Source organism: Phytoactinopolyspora limicola (assembly GCF_011320225.1).
In the GTDB taxonomy this organism is placed as follows: domain Bacteria; phylum Actinomycetota; class Actinomycetes; order Jiangellales; family Jiangellaceae; genus Phytoactinopolyspora; species Phytoactinopolyspora limicola.
Map to the genome: position 1 here is coordinate 203,003 of NZ_JAAOEN010000002.1, position 18,969 is coordinate 221,971.

At 67.6% G+C, this 18,969-nt stretch carries 14 protein-coding genes; 5 read left to right on the top strand and 9 right to left on the bottom strand.

Features of this window, described 5'->3' with window-relative positions; genetic code table 11:
* Positions 1-41: 41 nt before the first annotated feature.
* From G8760_RS06580 to narI, 4 genes are all read left to right on the top strand, one after another.
* Positions 42-3,785 carry a nitrate reductase subunit alpha gene (locus G8760_RS06580; RefSeq protein WP_166348655.1) on the top strand — a complete coding sequence of 1,248 codons (3,744 nt, stop codon included), beginning with the start codon at positions 42-44 and terminating at the stop codon, positions 3,783-3,785.
* 68 nt (positions 3,786-3,853) lie between these two features.
* Entirely contained in the window at positions 3,854-5,518 is a 1,665-nt protein-coding gene (narH, locus tag G8760_RS06585; protein WP_207782172.1) for a nitrate reductase subunit beta, read from the top strand.
* Positions 5,511-6,131 carry a nitrate reductase molybdenum cofactor assembly chaperone gene (gene narJ / locus G8760_RS06590; RefSeq protein ID WP_166348658.1) on the top strand — a complete coding sequence of 207 codons (621 nt, stop codon included), beginning with the start codon at positions 5,511-5,513 and terminating at the stop codon, positions 6,129-6,131. Before narH ends, narJ begins: the two co-directional genes overlap by 8 nt.
* Positions 6,128-6,841, top strand: a complete 714-nt coding sequence (gene narI / locus G8760_RS06595) for a respiratory nitrate reductase subunit gamma (RefSeq protein WP_166348661.1) — start codon at positions 6,128-6,130, stop codon at positions 6,839-6,841. Before narJ ends, narI begins: the two co-directional genes overlap by 4 nt.
* A 46-nt stretch (positions 6,842-6,887) precedes the next feature.
* Here the strand turns inward: narI and G8760_RS06600 are convergent, their stop codons facing one another.
* Positions 6,888-7,937, bottom strand: coding sequence for a DUF3048 domain-containing protein (locus G8760_RS06600; RefSeq protein WP_166348664.1), 1,050 nt, complete (start codon positions 7,935-7,937; stop codon positions 6,888-6,890).
* Between the two features lie 171 nt (positions 7,938-8,108).
* Between G8760_RS06600 and G8760_RS29760 the strand changes: the two genes are divergently transcribed.
* Positions 8,109-9,794, top strand: coding sequence for an HNH endonuclease signature motif containing protein (locus tag G8760_RS29760; protein WP_207782091.1), 1,686 nt, complete (start codon positions 8,109-8,111; stop codon positions 9,792-9,794).
* Positions 9,795-9,907: 113 nt separating this feature from the next.
* Here G8760_RS29760 and G8760_RS06610 read toward each other — a convergent pair whose 3' ends face one another.
* From G8760_RS06610 to G8760_RS06645, 8 genes are all read right to left on the bottom strand, one after another.
* Positions 9,908-10,699 (bottom strand): 2-oxo acid dehydrogenase subunit E2, encoded by a 792-nt coding sequence (locus G8760_RS06610; protein ID WP_166348667.1) that lies wholly within the window; start codon positions 10,697-10,699, stop codon positions 9,908-9,910.
* Between the two features lie 470 nt (positions 10,700-11,169).
* Positions 11,170-12,795: an NAD(P)-binding protein gene (locus G8760_RS06615; protein WP_207782092.1), complete on the bottom strand. Its 1,626-nt coding sequence runs from the start codon at positions 12,793-12,795 to the stop codon at positions 11,170-11,172.
* Positions 12,795-13,817: a thiamine pyrophosphate-dependent enzyme gene (locus tag G8760_RS06620; RefSeq protein ID WP_166348673.1), complete on the bottom strand. Its 1,023-nt coding sequence runs from the start codon at positions 13,815-13,817 to the stop codon at positions 12,795-12,797. The genes G8760_RS06615 and G8760_RS06620 overlap by 1 nt, the downstream gene beginning before the upstream one ends.
* The gene (locus G8760_RS06625) at positions 13,817-15,112 is read right to left on the bottom strand and encodes a transketolase C-terminal domain-containing protein (protein ID WP_166348676.1); all 1,296 of its coding nucleotides are present in this window, start codon (positions 15,110-15,112) and stop codon (positions 13,817-13,819) included. The genes G8760_RS06620 and G8760_RS06625 overlap by 1 nt, the downstream gene beginning before the upstream one ends.
* Complete coding sequence (locus G8760_RS06630; RefSeq protein ID WP_166348679.1) at positions 15,093-15,686, bottom strand: 2-oxoacid:acceptor oxidoreductase family protein; 594 nt, start codon at positions 15,684-15,686, stop codon at positions 15,093-15,095. The genes G8760_RS06625 and G8760_RS06630 overlap by 20 nt, the downstream gene beginning before the upstream one ends.
* A 31-nt stretch (positions 15,687-15,717) precedes the next feature.
* Entirely contained in the window at positions 15,718-16,728 is a 1,011-nt protein-coding gene (locus G8760_RS06635; protein ID WP_166348682.1) for a zinc-dependent alcohol dehydrogenase, read from the bottom strand.
* 198 nt (positions 16,729-16,926) lie between these two features.
* Positions 16,927-17,712 (bottom strand): META domain-containing protein, encoded by a 786-nt coding sequence (locus G8760_RS06640; protein ID WP_166348685.1) that lies wholly within the window; start codon positions 17,710-17,712, stop codon positions 16,927-16,929.
* 94 nt (positions 17,713-17,806) lie between these two features.
* Complete coding sequence (locus G8760_RS06645; RefSeq protein ID WP_166348688.1) at positions 17,807-18,943, bottom strand: RDD family protein; 1,137 nt, start codon at positions 18,941-18,943, stop codon at positions 17,807-17,809.
* Positions 18,944-18,969 lie beyond the last annotated feature (26 nt).

Here is an 18,969-nt window from a genome sequence, read left to right on the forward strand (position 1 = left end):
GTGTCTCGGCGTTCAAGATCGATCATGGACGGAGTGGTTGAATGCCATCGGCTGCCGACGACCCGACGGCGCAGCACACCTCAGCGGCACACCTCGACGGACCGGTCGCCGAGCTTCTGTTGCGGACCGGACGATTCTTCAGCCGTAGCGACGTCGGCGACCACCACCGCACCGTGCACAAACACGGCGGCCGGGAGGGCGACGTCTTCTACCGCGACCGCTGGAGCCATGACAAGGTGGTGCGCTCCACTCACGGGGTGAACTGCACCGGCTCGTGCTCGTGGAAGGTCTACGTCAAAGACGGCATCATCACCTGGGAGAGTCAGGAGACCGACTACCCGAGTGTCGGCCCGGACCGCCCGGAGTACGAACCCCGCGGGTGTCCTCGCGGCGCCGCCTTCTCCTGGTACACGTACTCACCCACCCGGGTGCGCTATCCGTATGCCCGGGGCGTCCTGGTGGAGATGTTCCGCGAGGCGAAAGCCCGGCTGGGCGATCCCGTGGACGCGTGGGCCGATATCCAGGCCGATCCGGAACGTCGCCGCCGTTACCAGAAGGCACGCGGCAAAGGCGGGCTGATCCGGATCAGCTGGGACGAAGCGGTCGAGATGATCGCCGCCGCCCACGTGCACGCGATCAAGACGTACGGCCCGGACCGCGTCGCCGGGTTCTCCCCCATTCCCGCGATGTCGATGGTCTCCCATGCCGCCGGTGCCCGGTTCATCGAGCTCATCGGTGGCGCGATGACGTCGTTCTACGACTGGTACGCCGACTTGCCGGTGGCCTCACCTCAGGTCTTCGGCGACCAGACCGACGTTCCCGAGTCCGGCGACTGGTGGGACGCCTCGTACCTGGTGATGTGGGGCTCCAACGTGCCGGTGACCCGCACCCCCGACGCGCACTGGATGGCTGAGGCGCGCTACCGGGGCACCAAGGTCATCGCGGTCTCCCCGGACTATGCGGACAACACCAAGTTCGCTGATGAATGGCTGCCGGCTCAGCCGGGCACCGACGGCGCGCTCGGCATGGCGATGGGCCACGTCATCTTGCGTGAGTTCTTTGCCGATCGCCAGGTCCCGGCATTCACCGACTACGTCCGTCAGTACACCGACCTACCGTTCCTGGTCACGCTGACCGAACGCGACGGCGCCTACGTACCGGGCAAGTTCGTCACGGCCGCGGATCTGGCGGCCGACGACGCGCGGGAGCCCGGCGAGGGTGATGAGTGGAAGACCGTCGTCCTCGACGAGCACACCGGCACACCGGTGGTGCCGAACGGGTCGATCGGGTTCCGGCACACCGAGTCCGGGATCGGGCGCTGGAACCTCGACCTGGACGACGTCCAGCCCCGGCTCACGCTGCACGGCGAACCGGACAGCACCGGTGTTGAGCTGCTGCTCCCCCGGTTCGACGAACCCACCGGTCCCGCGGTGCTGCGCCGCGGCGTCCCTGCCCGCAGGCTGGGTGGGCGGCTGGTCACCACCGTGTTCGATCTGATGCTCGCGCAGTACGGTGTCGCCCGCGACGGCCTTCCCGGCGAGTGGCCCACCGGGTACGACGACCCGACACATCCGTACACGCCGGCCTGGCAGGAAGAGATCACGTCGGTCAAGGCCGAGACCGCGGCCCGGATCGCCCGTGAGTTCGCCCAGAACGCCGAGGAGTCCGGCGGGCGCTCCATGGTGATCATGGGCGCTGGGATCTGTCAGTGGTTCCACGGTGACACCACCTACCGGTCCATCCTCGCCTTGCTGATGCTGACCGGCTGTATGGGCCGCAACGGCGGCGGCTGGGCGCACTACGTCGGGCAGGAGAAGTGCCGTCCGTTCACCGGCTGGGCCACACTCGCCATGGGACTGGACTGGTCTCGCCCACCGCGGCAGATGATCGGCACCGCCTACTGGTACACCCACACCGATCAGTGGCGCTACGACGGATACCAGGCCAACGCGCTGGCCTCACCGCTGGCCGCCGGCCACTTCGATCGGATGCACACCGCCGACGTCGTCGCTCAGTCCGCCCGGATGGGCTGGATGCCGTCGTACCCGCAGTTCGACCGCAGCCCGCTCGATCTGGTCGACGAGGCCGAGGCGGCCGGCGTGGACCCCAAGGAACACGTCGTGCGGCAGTTGCGCAGTGGTCAGCTGGGTTACGCCTGCGAGGATCCCGACGCTCCGGAGAACTGGCCGCGGGTGCTCACGGTCTGGCGGGCCAACCTGCTGGGCTCGTCGTCGAAGGGCAACGAGTACTTCCTCCGGCACCTGCTGGGCACGGACGCGAACCTGCGCGCCTCGCAGACCCCGGAGGATCGCCGCCCGCGCGACGTGACCTGGCGGGACGAGGCGCCGGAGGGCAAGCTCGATCTCCTGCTGTCGATGGACTTCCGGATGACCAGCACCACGCTGCTCTCCGACGTCGTGCTCCCCGCGGCCACCTGGTACGAGAAACATGACTTGTCCACCACGGACATGCACCCGTACATTCACGCGTTCACCCCAGCCATCGATCCGCCGTGGGAGACCCGCAGCGATTTCGACACGTTCTCCGGGATCGCCCGGGCGTTCAGCGCGCTGGCCGCCAAACACCTCGGGGTGCGCAAGGATCTGGTGGCCACCGCGCTCCAGCACGACACCCCCGGCGAGGTCGCCCAGCCCGGTGGCCTGGTGCGCGACTGGCGCCGCGACGACGTCGACCCGGTTCCTGGTCAGTCCATGTGGGGCCTGGCCGTCGTCGAACGTGATTACGCGGCGATCGCGGACAAGATGGCCACCCTCGGCCCGCTGGTGGACAGTCTGGGCACCACGACCAAGGCCGTGACCATCAAACCGGATCGCGAGGTCTCGGAGCTCGCGGCGCTGGGTGGTGTCATGAACGCACCTGGCTCTCCGGCCGACGGACGCCCCGCGCTCGACACCGACATCAAGATGGCCTCGGCCATCCTCGCGTTGTCCGGCACCACCAACGGCAGGCTAGCCACCGAAGGCTTCCGCGTTCTGGAGAAGCGGGTCGGCCGCCCGTTGCACCACCTGGCCGAAGGCGCCGAAGAGAAGCGGATCACCTTTCCGGACACCCAGGCCCGCCCGGTTCCGGTCATCACCAGTCCGGAGTGGTCCGGCAGCGAGACCGGCGGACGCCGGTACGCGCCGTTCACGGTCAACGTCGAAGAGCTCAAACCCTGGCACACCCTGACCGGGCGGATGCACTTCTTCCTCGACCACGATTGGCTGAGCGACCTCGGCGAGACACTTCCGGTGTTCCGGCCACCACTGGACATGACCGCGCTCTTCGACGAGCCGGCTTTGGGCGACGGCAGCGGCACCGGAGTCACCGACCTCACCGTCAGATACCTGACCCCGCATTCGAAGTGGTCGATCCACTCCGAATACCAGGACAACCTGCTCATGCTCAGCCTTTCCCGCGGCGGCCCGACGATGTGGATGAGCCCGGCCGACGCCGCCCGGATCGACGTGCGCGACAACGACTGGGTCGAGGCGGTCAACCGCAACGGCGTGGTGGTGTGCCGCGCCATCGTGTCCCACCGGATGCCGGCCGGGACGGTCTACGTCCACCACGCCCAGGAACGCACCATCGACGTCCCCCTGACCGAGACCACCGGCAAACGCGGCGGCATCCACAACTCGCTGACCCGGCTGCTGGTCAAACCCACCCATCTGATCGGCGGCTATGCACAGCTCTCCTTCGCCTTCAACTACCTCGGGCCCACCGGAAACCAGCGCGACGAGATCACCGTCGTACGCCGGCGCTCCCAGGAGGTGACCTACTGATGACCGTCGACGATCCGAACCACACGACCGGCGCCGGGGGTGCCGGCAGCCGCCCCATCGGACGGTGTATGGCGCAGGTGGCGATGGTGATGAACCTTGACAAATGCATCGGCTGCCACACCTGCTCGGTCACCTGCAAGCAGGCGTGGACCAACCGGCCGGGCACCGAATACGTGTGGTTCAACAACGTCGAGACCCGGCCTGGCCAGGGGTATCCCCGCACTTACCAGGATCAGGAGCGTTGGCGCGGTGGATGGGAACGCGTCAATCGCCGGGGCCGTGGCCGACTGCGGCTCAAGGGCGGTGGTCGGCTGCGGAAACTCTTCACGATCTTCTCCAACCCGAAGATGCCGTCGATCCAGGACTACTACGAGCCCTGGACCTACGACTACGAAACGCTGATCAACGCTCCGCTCAGCGACCAAATGCCGGTTGCCCAGCCCCGCAGCCTGATCAGCGGCGACCCCATGAAGATCGAATGGTCGGCCAACTGGGACGACAACCTGGCCGGGGGCCCGGACCTCGTCGCCGACGATCCGGTCTTGAAGAAGATCTCCGATGACGTAAAGCTCGAGTTCGAGCAGACCTTCATGTTCTACCTGCCGCGCATCTGCGAGCACTGCATCAACCCGTCCTGTGTCGCATCCTGTCCGTCCGGCGCGATGTACAAACGCAGCGAGGACGGCATAGTGCTCGTCGACCAGGACCGGTGCCGCGGCTGGCGGATGTGTGTCTCGGGCTGCCCCTACAAGAAGGTCTACTTCAACCACCGCACCGGCAAAGCCGAGAAATGCACGCTGTGTTACCCGCGGATCGAGGTGGGCCTGCCCACGGTCTGCTCGGAGACCTGCGTGGGGCGGCTGCGTTACCTCGGGCTGATCCTGTACGACGCCGACCGGGTACTCGAAGCGGCGTCCGTCGAGGACCCGAAAGACCTGTACGAGGCGCAACTCGACATCATGCTCGATCCGCACGATCCCGCCGTGATCGAGGCCGCCCGTCGGGACGGCATCGCCGACGACTGGATCACCGCGGCGCAGCGCTCACCTGTGTACAAACTCGCCAAGGACTACCGGGTCGCACTGCCCCTGCACCCGGAATACCGGACCATGCCCATGGTCTGGTACATCCCGCCGCTGTCGCCCGTGGTGGACCGGATCCGCGACACCGGACACGACGCCGAAGACGCGGGCAATCTCTTCGGCGCCATCGAGGCGCTGCGTATCCCCATTTCGTACCTGGCCGAACTCTTCACCGCGGGCGATCCGGCGCCCGTCGACGCCGTGCTCCGCAAGCTGGCCGCGATGCGCTCCTACATGCGGGACGTCAACCTCGGCAAGGACACCCGTCCGGAGATCCCGGCCAACGTCGGCATGACCGAAGAATCCCTGCACGCGATGTACCGGCTGCTGGCGATCGCCAAGTACGAAGACCGCTACGTGATCCCCGCCGCCCACCAGGAGACCGGCCGCCAACTCGAGGAGTTGAGCTGTTCGTTGGACTACGACGGCGGGCCGGGCATGTACGTCACGGGGTCCGGACCGTTCGGCGAGGCATCCGGGCAACCCTCACCGGTCTCGGTCGAGACCTTCCATGCGCTGCGGGTCCGGCAGACCACGGACACACCCGCCGGGCCGGACAACAAAGACCAACGGCTCAACCTGCTCAACTGGGACGGCCAGGGGCGCCCAGAGGGCCTGTTCCCAGACAACGAGGAGCGCCGCGATGGCTGAGCGATCCGGATATCAAGGCTCCGCTGCGGCACGGCAGGTCGCGTCGTTGCTGCTCGCCTACCCCGACGAAAGCCTGCTGGCCCGGCTCGACCTCCTGCAGGAAGCCGTCGCGGGTCTTCCGGCCCGACTGAAGGGGCCGCTCACCACCACCCTCGACTATGTACACGCCACCCCGCTGGGTGACCAGCAACGGAGCTACGTCACCACGTTCGACCTGCGGAAGAAGTGCTGCCTGTACCTGAGCTGGTGGGTGCATGGCGACACCCGCAACCGCGGTCACGCGCTCGTCGCGTTCAAGGCGGCCTTTCGTGAGGCCGGGGCACTACCGCCCGGCGATGAACTGCCCGACCACCTAGCCGTTGTCCTCGAGTTCGCGGCGACGATCGATCCCGCTGGTGGAGAACGGCTACTGACCGAGCACCGGCCGGGCCTCGAGCTCCTCCGGCAAGCACTGCACAAGGCCGAATCCCCGTACGCGGGTGTTCTCGACGCCGTGTGCGCCACCCTGCCCGGCCCAGCCAGCGATGCCGTTGCCGCCGCCCGCCGGATCGCCGCCACCGGCCCGCCGACTGAATTGGTGGGGCTAGAACCCTACCGGATGGTCAATCGATGAACACGTTGTTGTGGACCGCCCTGCCCTACGTCACCCTCGCCCTGCTCGTCGGTGGCACCGCCTGGCGTTATCGTTACGACAAGTTCGGCTGGACCACCCGCTCGTCGCAGCTGTACGAGAGCCGGCTGCTGCGGATCGGCAGTCCACTGTTCCACTTCGGGCTGCTAGTGGTGATCATCGGGCACATCATCGGGCTGGTCATCCCGGAGTCCTGGACCGACGCCATCGGCGTCAGCCACGACGCTTACCACATCCAAGCGCTGGTGCTCGGCGCCATCGCGGGGTTCAGCACCCTGACCGGCATCGCCATCTTGATCTACCGGCGCCGCACTACTGGACCAGTGTTCATGGCGACCACTAGGAACGACAAGGCGATGTACGTCGTGTTGGTGGCCGCTATCGTCACCGGCCTGGCGACGACCTTGATCGGCGCCGGAGTGGTGGGCGAGGAACACAACTACCGCGAGACCGTCTCCGTCTGGTTCCGGTCGCTCTTCACGCTCAACCCTGATGTCGACGCCATGGCCGCCGCACCGGCGTCGTTCCAGATCCATACCCTGGCCGGACTGCTGCTCATCGTTTCCATACCGTTCACGAGGCTGGTCCACGCCTTCAGCGCACCCGTCGGATACCTGTTCCGGCCCTACATCGTCTACCGCAGCCGCGACGCCGGACGCCCCCGGTCCCGCTCCGGCTCCTCGCGCCACTGAACGTTGGCCCCAGTGTTTGGGCCCAGACCATGGGGTGGTCCGACGATCACCGGGCCGCGACCGTCGCCGACAACGCGGGGAGTTCGACCCACGTATTTCCGGGCAACAGCGCTAGCTCGGTCCCGCTGTCGGTTCGGAACTCGAATGGATCGTTGGCTCCGCCCTTCGTCCATGTACCCGTCACCGAGAAGCCTTCGGAAAAGGCAATGAACGTGCCGGAGCCACCGACGAGTTGCAGCACCGGCACCGCAGCGCCGTGGCCGTCGACCAGTTTGTCGACGACGGACTCGACCTGAATGACCACCACGTTGGTAGCGCTAATCTGCGTGCCGTCCGCCATCACGTGCGGACCCCACGGTTGTGCCCGCGAATAGCGCCCGCTCGCCGCGTCGTATCTCCACCCCACCACCCATGCGCCTGCGTACGGAATCTCGATCGAAGCCCCTGGGCCAGCGGCTTGTTCAGCTGACGTGGGCTCGGCTCCGCCGGCGTAGGCGAAGTACGGTGCGGGCGGTTCGGCGCGATCGGATGCGTCGAGCAGTATGGCGGGCCGGGCGAACACGTGGTCCGGCCTCGGGCGGGCGGGATCGAGGACATACGCCCCGGTTCCGCTCATCCGCGAGGTGCCCAGGTTGTCCCAGTCCGCCACGCTGTCGGTGTACTCGACCACCCAACCGGCGCCCATCGTGTTGGCGAAGACCGGGGACAGCGGACCGAGCAACGCGGCGTCCGCCGGACGGACCGATCGCACAGGTCCAACGCTGGCGGGCAGATCGGAGTGGAAAACCGCCGCCAGCCGGAGATACGCCTCGCCAATCGGCTGCGCGAACACGATGTCCGCGCGGTCTACACCGACCTGCGGGTGGGCCTGACGAACGTCAGACACCTTGATCGCGACAGCGGGACGCTCGAGAACTACGGGGTCGTCGACAGGCAGGCCGGTGAGAGGGGCAACCGATCCCGGTGTCGCCACCTGCAGATCATCCGGCGACCTGGGGTCATCGGCGCGCAGCGCCAGGACGGTGAGCAATGCGAGCGCCGCCAGCGCCACGGCGGCGGTCATCGTCACGGCTAGTGTCCGCTGGTTGCGTTTCATGTCGACGCCTACTCTCCAACGAGCGGCCTACATCCTCATTGTGCTTCGCCGCCGACATAGATCCGAGAGGCGAAGTACCCGAGCGCCGCGCTGGTGGTACGTCCCCTGTACTTGTGTAGCGCGTTTTGACACACCGCGAGACTGTCAGTGGCGAGCCATAGAATCGAACTCATGTTCGATAACGGTGTCATTGGCGGGCTTGGAGCCCATCCGGTAGCGGATGTGCTCGATGCCGCCGACGCCGTGTTCGAGCAGGGGCAGGCGGTTCAGGCCGACTCGCTCGGCGATGACGAACTTGCCGAAGCACTCGCGCGGGCTCATGGGCTAGCGGCGAAGCAGGCCGAATTGTTCTTGCGGCTGCTGGCCGAGGCAGACACCCGGGACCTGGGTCGTCGCCGTGGCGCCTCGTCCACCCCGGCGTGGATACGAGACCTGCTCAACATGCGCCCAGGCACGGCAAAGTCGTCTGTGGATCTCGCCCATCGGCTCAGCCCACCGGTTCCGGTGGAAGATTTCGCTGCCAACCCTGCGGCGGGCGCCAAGGCCCCACGGTCGATGCCGGCCACGCAGGCCGCGCTCGTCGCGGGTGAGGTATCGACCGATCACGCGATGGTCATCTCTAGGACGATGGCTCAGCTGCCGCCGGATGTCACCGCTGAGGACGCCACCCTGGCGGAGGAAGACCTCGCCGCGTTCGCGAAGGAACATGACCCGGCCACCCTGCAACGCCTGGCCACCCACCTGCTGCACGTGCTGGCCGGGGAGAGCCTGGAAGAGCGTGAAGAACGCGCTCGGCGTCAGAGGCGGCTGCGGCTGGTCGATCTCGGCGACGGCACAGTACGCATCAGCGGATTGCTCTCGAACGAAGACGCGGCGACGGTGCGCACCGCACTCGACCCGCTCGCGGCACCCCAACCAACTGCCGACGGAGAACGCGACCCCCGGGCCGCCGAGCAACGTCATGCCGACGCTCTGGTCGAGCTCTGCCGCCGCTTTCTCGGCCGCGGTGACCTGCCCACTCGGCACGGCCACCCCACTCAGCTGCTCCTGCTGGCCAACCTCACCACTCTGCTGCACCAGCAGGCCGCCGCGGAGGGCCAAGGCGACCACCAAACATGCGGCCACGCCAACGGCAGCGACGTGGGAGGCCGCACCACTAGCAGCAGCACCGCGGGAGGCCGCACCACTAGCAGCAGCACCGCGGAGGGCCACACCGGCGAGCGCAACTCCCCCGGAGGTGACTTCCCCTGCGGTCGCACCACTGCGAGGGGACCTCACCAGCCGGGAGACGTCCACGACGGCAGCGACGTGGACCGTGGCTCAAGCGTGCATTTCGTGGACTTCGACGCATCCCGCGGCCATGAGCCGCGGCGCTGGCTGCAGGACACCTGGGCTCGCCGCTTCGGGGTCGCCCCCGCCGAGCTCACCTGGGGTGGCCCCGTCTCCACCGGCACCGCTCGTAGGCTCGCCTGCGACGCCGCAGTCACCGCTGTTCTGGTCGACCAACACGGCGTCCCCTTACGCGTCGGGCGTGCTGAACGTAGCGTCACTGCGGGGATCTGGACCGCTCTCGTGGCACGCGACCGCGGTTGCGTCTTCCCTGCCTGCACACGGCCACCGGAGTGGTGCCATGCCCACCACATCAAACACTGGGCCGATGGTGGCGATACCGACGTCGAGAACCTCGTCCTGCTCTGTGGACATCACCACCGCGTCATCCACCACGGCGGCTGGGACGTCCGTCTCGGCGTCCACGGGCATCCTGAGTTCCTGCCACCCGCGTGGATAGACGCAACTCGTACACCGCGGCGAAATACCAGGCCGCGGCACCATCAACAGCCGCCACCCGCCACGTAACCACCGGTCCCTACAACGCGCCACCGCACCGTGCTCTCCACTACGGGCAGCGCGTTACCCGCGTGCCGCCACCACACGCTTCGGTGAACCGCGGCGGGAGAGACGTCCGCGGATCAGCTGTCGCTAATTCCTGGCAGCAGGTCCGCGGACTCGAGGAGGCTCCGGAGGGCGGCACCGAATCTCGCCGCCGGGGCACCGTCCACTACGGTGTGATCGACGGTGATGGTCAGGTCCACCATCGTTCTGACCTCGATCTTCCCGTCCACCACCTGGGGCCGCTCGCTCAGCCCGCCGACCATCACGTTCAAGGTCAGCATGGTCGGCGCCCCAATTCCGTAACCACCTCCCCCGGCGAACATGCCGATCGAACTCACCGCCACCGATCCGCTCCACTCGTGCATGCGGACTGATCGACGCATGACACGCATGACGAGCGGGACGGCACCCGGGATACGCGCCACGATCATGGCCCGGTCGAACATCGCGCCGGCGCTGCTGGGGGACCGGCCGGCCTGCACGTCGCGGATGTCGGAGCTGATGTCCGTCACCTCTCGTACATCCGCGTCACGAACCAGATGAGCCACCGGAACCGGCCCGTCGCCGAGTGCCTTCTCGATCAGCACCGCGACGTCGACGTGTTGAGGTAGCACTACGCGGCCTCGCCAGTCCCGATAGGCGTGCACCTCCGGATGCGTAGCCGCCGCACGTGCCACACAGGCCACGACGTAACCCGAGAATGACACCCGTGGCCGCTGTTCGTGCAGCCAGCGCCGCGCCGTGGTCACGTCGGCCTGCACTAGGCCGTGCATCGGAACCATGGCGCGGCCAACCCGCATCGCCGCGGTCAGGAGACGCCGACGCGCCGGGAATGGCCGGAACTCGACCTGGCGGCGCCTGGCTGTCATGGCTGCCTCACCGCTCGCCGGCCGTCGGCCCGTCGAGCACTCCGCTGCCTTCATGAACCAACAGGAATGTCTGGCCCCTCAGGCCGGAGGTGCGGAATGGTACGACGTCCATCGCGTGCCCCCTTCGATCGGCTGACTGACCGGCACCCGGTGCGGGATACGTACACGACGTCGCTCCCTATACCCCGAAGGAGCGCGGCGCAGCAGCGACGGACACCCGTCGGCCGGTGTTGGTGGGAGCTGTTCCCAGCAGGCGCTTCCATCGCATCGATGGTGGGATTCGTGGCCTAGGAGCCACCTAGTTGCGCCTCTCTGCTGTTGTGCCCATCTCCTCGTCGGCGGGTGTCCACTTTCAGGATGAACCATTGGTGCCGCGGGCTGTAGGGGCGAGCGGCCTGCGTCAGAGGTCCGAAGGTCCCCAACAGCCCAGCGCCGCCGAGGTGCCGTGTTCCGATGCGGCTGCCGGCAGATCAGGACTGTTCTGGAACGGTGGAGATCGCTCCCGCCGGGCACTCGGCGACACACAGGTCGCAGCCCTTGCAGTAGTCGTAGTCGATCTCGTATCCCAGCCCCGGCCCGAGCTTCGTGATGGCATTGTCCGGGCACACGCCGTAGCAGTTGTCGCATTCGAAGCAGTTGCCGCAGGACAGGCAGCGCCGCGCCTCGAACAACGCGGTGGCCTCGTCCAAGCCACTGACGACCTCGTCGAACGTCGACACCCGCCGAGCGGCGTCGAGTTTGGGCCGGTGCTGCTTCGGCGCATCGGAGTAGTACCAGGTATTGAGTTTGTCGTAAGAGGCGAGTTCCGGTTGCGCGGGCTCGTCGTACGAACCCGAGCGCAGCCACGCGTCCATGTGGCGGGCAGCCCGCTTGGCGTGCCCCACGGCCGCGGTGACCGTCCGGTCGGAGCGCACCATGTCGCCCCCGGCGAAGATCCCCGGGTGCCCGGTCATCATGTGGTCGTCCACGACGACGGTGGCGTCCGACACCTCGACGTCGCCGGCCCCCTCCACGAGGGCGAGGTCGCTGACCTGACCGATCGCCAGGACGAGGGCGTCCACGTCAAGCTCCTCGAACTCGCCGGTGGGCTGCGGGAACCCGGCGTCGTCCAGTTCCATCCGCTCGATGGTGATCGACTGCTCGCCCGCGTGCGCGACGGTGGACAGCCAGTTCATCCGGACGCCTTCCTCGATCGCCTCAGCCACCTCGAAGTCGTGTGCCGGCATCCGGTCCCGGGTGCGCCGGTACACGACGACGGGGTCGCTCGTGCCGAGCCGCTTCGCCGTACGTGCTACGTCCAATGCGGTGTTCCCCCCGCCGTACACCGCGACCCGCCGGCCCAGGAACGGGCGGGTGTCGCCCTGTGTCTCGCGCAGCACCGTGACGGCATCGAGGATCCGCGCGGAGTCGCCAGCCGGAATGTAGGTGCGCTGACCGATGTGCGCTCCGACTCCGAGGAAGACGGCATCGAAGCCACCGGCCCGCATCGCTTCGGCCACGTCGCCAACCCGGCTCTCCAGCTCCAGGGTGACCCCCATGTCGAGAATCCGCTGGATCTCGGCGTCGAGAACCGCACGGCCCAGCCGGTACTCGGGAATGCCGTAGCGCATCATCCCTCCGGCAGCGGCTCCCTGGTCGCGGATCGTGACGTCGTGACCAAGGAGGATCAGGTGGTACGCAGCGGCCAGCCCAGCCGGCCCGGCGCCCACCACGAGGACACGCTTTCCGGTCTTGTGTGCCGTCACCGGTACTGTCCATCCGTGCCGGATGGCCTCGTCTCCGAGGAACCGTTCTACCGAGTTGATGCCGACGGACTCGTCGAGCTGGCCGCGGTTACACGCCGTCTCGCAGGGGCGATAGCAGACCCGGCCCATGATCGCGGGGAACGGGTTGTCGGCCATGATCTGCCGCCAGGCCCGCTCGTAGCCGCCGTCCTCGGCTTGGTAGAGCCACTGCTGGATCTGCTCTCCCGCCGGGCAGGCGTTGACGCACGGTGGCAGGAGGTTGGTGTACACCGGCCGCTCGGTACGCCAGCTTCCCGTCTTGTTGGCCAGGCTCGATCCGACGCCGAGCGTGATCGCGAACGGCCGGTCCATCACTGACGCACCTCCCCAGACTCTTCCATCTCGTCGTCGAGCAAGCCGAAACGCTGAATGTTGCGATCCGCGCACCCTTGCAGCCGGGCGACGACGTCCGGGCGGGGTTCCGCTCCGAAGAGGTGTGCGTAACGCCCCTGAAGGCGTAGATAGTCGTCGACCGGGACCCGTCGGCGGATCTTCGACACCCCGGTGATCACCCCTCGCTCGGCCTCGAACACCGGAAAGAGACCTGACTCCTTGGCCAACCGGGCAAGCCTGATCGTGTCCGCCGACGAACTCCCCCACCCAAGCGGACACGGAACGAGCACATGCAGGTAGCGAGCACCCTGCAGGCTCATGGCGTACTCCACCTTGGCCTCAAGATCGCGCAGCTCGGCGACGGTAGCGGTAGCGACGTACGGGATCTCGTGCGCCATCGCGATCAGCGGGACGTTCTTGCCTTGCCCGAACACGTTTCCTGGTTCCGGCCCAACGGCCTGCGTGGTCGCGGTCCGAGCGGCGGGCGGGGTCGCTCCGGAGCGCTGCACACCGGTGTTCATATAGGCCTCGTTGTCGTAACAGACGTACAGCACGTCGTCATTACGCTCGAACATGCCGGACAGGCAGGCGAACCCGATGTCCACGGTGCCGCCGTCGCCGCCTTGGCCGAGCACCCGAACGTCGGTGCGGCCCTGTGCACGGAGCGCCGCGGCCACCCCCGTCGCCACCGCGGGAGCGTTAGCGAACAGCGAGTGCATCCAGGGCAGCTGCCACGCGGTCTCCGGGTAGGGCGTGGAGAACACCTCCAGGCAGCCGGTGGCGTTGACCGCGATCAGTTGCCTACCACTCGCCCGCAGCGCGGCGTCGACCACATACCGGGCGCCGAGCGCCTCACCGCACCCTTGGCAGGCCCGGTGCCCGCACGTCAGTGCATTCGCGCGGTCCGGTGCCGCCTGTACGGAACGCTGCTCCGGTGGAAGGAGCCGGTTGCCGACGGCGAAGCTGCCCGTCTGGTAGAACTTGATCGGCTGAGCGACCATCACGTGCTCCTCTCCGGGATCTGCCTCGCGTTCACGCGCAGTTCGTGCAGGAGGTTCTCCGCCGTCGGGCCGGATCGCGGCGAGGCGCCGATCCGGCGCAGTTCTCCGTTCACGAGGTCCTGATCGAGGTCCATGAACGTCAGTGGTTCCAGCCGGTCGGCGATGGCATCGGTGAACACCCGGCGCAGGGACGCCTTACTGATCGGACGTCCGCCGAGCCCCGCCACCACGGTGTACTCGCGGGGACGACGGCCAGTGCCGAGGTTCGCCGTGCTCGCCCGCACATCCGAGGTGACGATTCCGCCGACGCCGACGGAGAACGCCCGTTCCACGACGACGACACGGTTCGCAACCGCCAGCGCCCGGCTGACCGCCTCGAACGGGAAGGGCCGGAACGACGTGATGCCCACAACTCCGATCCGTTCGCCCTCAGTACGCATCTCGTCGACGGTGTCTTTGATAGTGCCGAGCACCGAGCCGAGGGCCACCACGACGGTGTCGGCGTCCGCGCACCGGTACGAGCGCACCAGACCACCGGAGTCGCGGCCGAACGTGTCCCTGAATTCTCTCGAGACCTCCGCGATGAGGTCGAGCGCTCGCAACTGCTTCAGGTGAGCGAGATAGCGCACCTCGGTGAACGCCTCCGGCCCCACCATCGCCCCGATCGAGATCGGATCCCCAGGGTCGAGGACCTGCCGTGGTAGGAATCGCGGGAGGAACGCGTCGACCTTCTCCTGGTCCGGGACCGCGAGCGGCTCGTACGCGTGGGTCAGGATGAACCCGTCCATACAGACCATCACCGGCACGGAGAGCTCCTCGGCCAGCCGGAATGCCTGAACATGCAGGTCCAACGCTTCCTGGTTGTCCTCGGCGTAGAGCTGGATCCAGCCGGAGTCACGTTGTGACATCGAGTCGCTGTGGTCGTTCCAGATGTTGATCGGCGCGCCGATCGCCCGGTTGGCGACCGTCATCACGATCGGAAGCCCAAGTCCCGCGGCGTTGTACACGGCTTCGACCATGTACAGCAGCCCTTGGCTGGCGGTGGCCGTATATGCCCGTGACCCGGTGACCGACGCCCCGATCGCCGCCGACATCGCGGCGAACTCGGACTCCACGTTGACGTACTCACATGGTGTCAGCTCGCCGGACTTCACCAGTGCGCTCAACGCCTCGACAATGTGCGTCTGCGGCGAGATCGGGTATGCGCAAATCACCTCGGGGCGGCAGCGTGCGACCGTCTCCGCGACGCCGCGCGAGCCCTCGATCTGCCGTTGGTCAGGCGATGGTGTGGACATGGGCTCCAGACTCCTCACGACATGTCCGGACCGTTCGGTGCGCTTCACGAGCGGCAGCGACGTTGCCGACGGCGACGTCCGGGCCGAATCGCTCCTCGATAGCGGTGACCACGGCGTCGAGCGACACGGCACCTGTGAGCGCCGCGAACCCACCGAGCAACGCGGCGTTCGGCACGGGCCGGCCAACGTGTTCGAGCGCCAACTCGGTGGCGGGAACGACGGCCACCCGGTCCGGTCGAAACGCGCTCAGCCGGGCACGCAGATCTTCGTCGAGATCTCGCGCCATATTCAGCACGACGAATCCGCTTGCTGGCAGGCCGGCGAGCACGTCGACAGCACGGAGCAGGGTGGCGTCCTGGACGATCACCGCGTCGGGTTCCACGACCGGCTCCCGGGTGCGGATAGGTACCGTGTCGATCCGGCAGAAAGAGACCACCGGCGCTCCGGTCCGCTCCGAGCCGAAGCTGGGAAAGGCCTGCGCGTGGTGGCCCTCGGCGAACGCCGCCACCGACAGCAACTCCGAGGCGGTGACGACGCCCTGGCCACCACGGCCGTGTATCCGGATCTGGAACATATCGGGTCCGATCCCCGCACTCACGCCGGGTTTAAGGAGTGAAAACGATGCGGGCTTTGACCGTGCCGGCCAGCACATCTTGAATTGCCTCGTTGACTGTGCTGAGCGGCCGGGTCTCGTAGATCACCCGGGTGCGTCCGGCGGCATGCAGCGCGAACACCTCGGCTAGGTCGGCGCGGGTACCCACGATCGACCCGATGACGGACGTGCCGTTCAGCACGGTCTCGAACACCGGGATGTCGATGGTGCCTTGCGCCGGAAGCGCGACGAGCACCAAACGCCCACCTCGGCGCAGGCCGGCGTAGGCCGCGGCGAAGGACGCGTTGTCCACCGCCAGCCCGATCGCCGCATCGGCCCCACCATGCTCCTGGAGGACCTTGGCGGGGTCGTCGGTGCGGGCGTCGATGACGATGTCCGCGCCGAGTTCACGTGCCAGTTCGAGCTTCTCGTCGGTGATGTCGATCGCCGCCACCGTCGCCCCCGCGATCTTGGCGTACTGCACCGCGAGATGCCCGAGTCCGCCGACGCCGGAGATGGCTACCAGATCGGTAGGCCCGACGCCGGCAACTTTGAGCGCCTTATACGTCGTCACGCCGGCACATGTCAACGGCGCCGCCTCAGCCGCGGTCACGCCGTCGGGGACGCGAGCGGCGAAGTCCGCCCACGCGAGCATGGAGCCTGCCCAGCCGCCGTCGACGCCGTAGCCTGTGTTCTGCTGCTTCAGGCACAGCGTCTCCCATCCGGTCAAGCAGTGCTGGCAGCGCCCACATGCCCAGCCGAGCCACGGAACCGCCACTCGGTCTCCGATCTCCAGGTGGGTCACCCCGAGGCCGAGTTTCTCCACCAACCCCACTCCCTCGTGCCCTGGCACGAACGGCGGATGTGGTCTCACCGGCCAGTCACCGTGTACGGCGTGGATGTCGGTGTGGCATAAACCGCTCGCCTCCATCCGGACGAGGATCTGCCCCGGCGCCGGCTCTGGATCGACACGATCCTCCAGCACTACCGGCGCACCGAGTTCACGTACGACCGCTGCCCTCATGACGAGTCCCCTCTTCTGCCCGACGCCGGGCCTGGCTCTTGTGATGGCATCCACGGTGTCGCACCTGGCCAGGGTGGCGTGAGAGGCGAAGGTCACTGCCACTGGGGTCGGTCGGCCATCGATCTCGACGACCAACCGCCGGTCCGTGTGCGGTGTGGTCTGTCAGGCGTCGGGCGGAAGCCTCCGGAGTCCGCAGCGCTACAACGTCACGTGGTACACCAGGCCTAGCCCTCCGGTGGACGTCAGTGTGAGCCGGTCGCCCTCGACGTCCGCCTGGAACCCGTCCCCGATGACATCGATGACGTGTTCGTCCTGCGCCTGGAGCTCGTCCGGGCACAGCTGGTCGGTCACGGCCAACTCGGTGACCACAACCTCCCCGCCCGCCTCGGTGTACTGCCCGATCAGCTCCCGGCATCCGGTGGTGGCGGTCAGTGAGCCGTCGGCGGCGAGCAACAAGGTGGCCGGGTCGCCGCCCACGCTGGAGGCGACCTCCCCGTCGATCAGGGTGTCCAACAACCATTCCGTGCCGACCAGCTCTGCCGTCGGCACCGGCGGGATTTCGGTGAAGCGCAGGTCGGTTAGGGGGCCGGCAAGAACCAGCACGTCACCCTCGCGGGTCGCCGTGGCGACGTCGCGGAGCGCTTCGTGATAGGCGACCTCCAGGTCCATGGCGGTAGGTTCACAGCCCATGGCGGTGCTCTCGATCTCGGCGATGGCGAACGTGTCTCCGTCCCGGCTCGCGGTGGCGCCGTAGTGGTTACACGCCGAGACACCACCGATCTGGGTGCCGTCGATCGTCAACGTCACCCGGTAATCGTCGGCCAGTGGCAACGGACCGCCCGGACCGGTTCCTTCGGTCAGCTCCCACTCCCCGTCGATGGCGCCGTCACCGGTGGCGTCGCCGTCTGTTTCGTCGTCCCCACCACATCCGGCCAGCAGAAGCGCCGCCAGGGCGAATCCGGCCGCATACCTCGTGGTCCGCATCTCCCACTCCTCCCCAACGGGCCGAACGACACCGCGTACATTTTCGCTGATCATTGGCTTTTGACTACCGAATTCGGTAGTCAAAAGCCAATGATCAGCGGGAGAGCGAGGAGTATTCTGTCCCGGCGCGCCGGGCGAGGAACTCCGAGAGCGGCCCGGGCAGCTCCGCTTCTCGACCGCCCCAGTCATACACAACGGCGGTACCGGCCAGGAGGTCATGCAGAGCCCGATGCTCCCGCTGCACGATGATCAACAAGAAGCCGACACCGGCGACCAGTGCGCTGAGCGGGAATGTGAGAGTTCTCCCCAGCGCACGGCGTCCGGACAGCGTGCCGCCCTCCGCCGCCACCACCCGCAGCCCCACCATTCCCTTGCCTACCGTCCGGCCGGCGATCATCAGGCTGACGTACACGTAGAGGAAGGCCCACCCGGCTAGTGCCACTGTCCAGGCCGGCCCAGCGAGGTCGTCACCCAGCGGGGCGTTCCACAACACCCGGGCGAGCACGTCGATCCCGGCCAGACCCGCGGTGAACGACACGATGACGATGCCCAGGTCGGCCAGCGCACTGACCGCGCGGCTCGCCACGCCCGCATAGTGGCCGGTGACGCTCAGCCGCGACGCCCCGTCCAGCGCTCCCTGACCCGGCGCCCCGGTTGTCTGCCCGACGAGCGCCGGTGGACCGAGCGGCTGCGTCGCCGAATCCCGCCGCAGGACCTTGTTCACGATCCGGTCGACGACGATGTCCAACCCGGCGATCTGCCGCCGGGCCAGGTCGAGCACCGAACCCGCCATCCGTCCTGTGCTCTCCGCGACGATCTCCGGTACCCCCGCGCGGCGCACCGCCGCCTCGAGGTCGACGTTGTTCAGGGCGGCGTCGAAATCCACTCTGGCGACGAGCCGGTTGACGTCGACCCGGTCCATCAGCCGGTCCACGTCCACCCGGTCCAGCAACCGGTCCACGTCCACCCGGTCCAGCAACCGGTCCACGTCCACCCGATCGAGCAAGGCGTCCACTCCGACCCGCTCGAGCAGCCGGTTGACGTCCACCCGGTCCAGCAACCGGTCCACGTCGACCCGATCGAGTAGGTGATCGACGTCGACATGGTCGATGACCGTGTCGGGGTCGATGGTTTCGACGACACGTCCGGTCACCGCGCCGGCGAGCCGGCTGAGCCTGCCCTTCGACTTCGGCGGCTGCGCGCCGTCAGGTGCACCGCTCACGCGTCCCATTCCGGCGACTCTACCGGCGACGGGCT